The organism is Oleiphilus sp. HI0125 (genome assembly GCF_001635355.1).
Genome location: NZ_LWGF01000661.1, coordinates 1 through 2,401, shown reverse-complemented (window position 1 = coordinate 2,401; position 2,401 = coordinate 1). Strand labels below are relative to the sequence as shown.

Genomic DNA, 2,401 nt, shown 5'->3' with positions numbered 1-2,401 from the left:
TCCATTATCGGTGAAGATTCCATCCGTACCTGTGTATGCAACATCTGAGATACTCAGCGTATCGCCATCAACATCCGACGCTCCCGTTAACAGATCCCCATCTGTAAGCGTGATCGTCCCGTCTTCGTTCATCTGGAAATTCTGATCCTGCGCGACCGGCAGATCATTCACTGGGTTCACTGTCAAATCGATATTGGCTGCAACTGTCGCTTCGCCATCGAAGACACCAAAACTAATATCAAATGCACCGTTGAGATCTGAATTTGGCGTTAATGTGAAGGATCCATCGGTATTAGCCGTAATCGACACATTTCCATCAATACTCTGCAAATTAACGGCAACAAGGTCATCGCCTTCAATATCGCTAGCTTGCACCAAGAGCTGTTCTTGGCTCAGTGTGATACTTTCATCTTCGTTAATAGCATAAGCCAAATCTCCGACCACAGGCGGATCATTAATGGGTAATACATCAATACTCGCCGTCGTAGTATCTGTTAGTTCGCCATCCGAGATTGTTACGCCAAGAACAATCTCTCCATTAAAATTCTGATTTGGCGCAAAGGTAAAATATGGCTGACCCTCGGAATCCTGATGTGCTTGGAAAATACCATCAGATCCAGTATACGTAACCTCTTCGAGACGCACACCAATTTCAATATCATACGAATTGGCTAAGAGTTGATCTGATGTAATGGTGATAACACTGTCCTCGTCCATTGTGTAAGAGGTCGCACCGGCTATTGGAGGGTCGTTTATCTCGATTACGTTAATATTAATTTGCGCTTGCGTCTCCACAACACCGTCTGAAACTTTATAACTCAGTTCAACATTTCCGCTAAAATTACTATTAGGTGCAAAGGTGTATGTGTCATCTCCATTATCGATAAAAACACCATCCGTACCTGAATACGAAACATCTGAGATCGTTAGCGTATCGCCATCAACATCGGTTGCACCTGCAAGCAAGTCAGCATCCGTGATCGTTATGGTACTATCCTCATTGACGTCGAAAAACTTAGCCTCAGCAGCCGGAGAATCATTTTCAGGAATTACGTTAAAATAAACCGTAGCCGTATCCGTCAAGCCCTCTTCATCCACAATCGTATACGTAAAGTTAGCTTGACCGTTGTAATCGCCATTTGGTGTGTAAACAACATTCCCTGCATCATTAATCTCGACGGTTCCATGGGTATTTTCTGAGGGAGCTACACTTACAAGCGATAAAGCATCACCATCAATATCGAAGTCATTATTTAGCAGATTTTCAGGCGTTAAAGTTAGAACACTATCCTCGCCAACGGTGATCAAAACTTCAGTTATATTCGGTGAGATTTCAACTAATTCATCGGTGAGATTAACTGAATCATCCATATTCTCGGTCAAATTTAAGCTATGCGTATTTGTAATTGCACTGCCATCTGGCTGAATAGACGTGACTTTTATCTCTTCGGTTGAAACACGAGAAATCGTCATGTTCTTAACTACATATTGACCACGGCCGCCGACTGTACCAAGCTCGAATTTAGCTACGGGCTGATCTGTAGTGAAAGAGTAACTATCCTCTAGATTTCCACTCTCTCGAAAACCACCTTGTGAATCAATTAGATTGCCGTGTGTATCATACGCACGGATCACAACCTGAGTAGCCTGGTTATTGTTCGCATCAAACCAACTTCCTAGACCGCTTAATTCGAAGGTCACATGGTTGATCTCATCACCTGAGATCTCGACTGACATAACGTCTTTATCACTTAAACCATTATGGCGGGGATCTCCAATACCGAGACCAATATGAGTGTCTTGAGAATTATAAGCTGTAACATTACCGTTGCTCATGGATGTTACGACTGTCAAATCACCCTGAATAAAAGTCGCAACGCCATTATTGATTGATCCCCAATCCTCTGGTTCTGCCGTTGAATCTTCTGGATCAAATGTTCCAATGAAGACGTCCATACTATTATCTGTTGCACCATCATTTGGAACATACTGCAACTCTGTATCGGCTGAATATTCAACGCCAACGATCATATCATGCCAGTTACCATCGGCTGTTTGATATTGCATTTTGCCCAAATCAAGCTCACTATCGAGCCTAATTGCACCCGGACCTGCAGCAATCATATAATCATCTATGGCTGTTGGGGCGTCATTCACTGGGTTCACTGTCAAATCGATATTAGCTGCGACTGTCGCTTCACCATCGAATACATCGAAACTAATATCGAGATCACCATTGAAGTTTGCAGCCGGTGTCAGCGTGAACGTCCCATCACCATTATCTGTAATCGTCAGTTCCGGATTGGCTGTCTGTAGATTCAATGCCGTGAGCGTATCACCCTCCACATCACTCGCTTGCGCCAAGAGCTGTTCTTGGCTCAGTGTGATACTTCCATCCTCA

At 43.6% G+C, this 2,401-nt stretch carries 1 protein-coding gene; it reads right to left on the bottom strand.

Annotated features, from left to right (window positions below):
• A partial coding sequence (locus tag A3762_RS09380) for a cadherin-like domain-containing protein (RefSeq protein WP_156493354.1) occupies window positions 1-2,401 on the bottom strand: 2,401 nt, incomplete at both ends.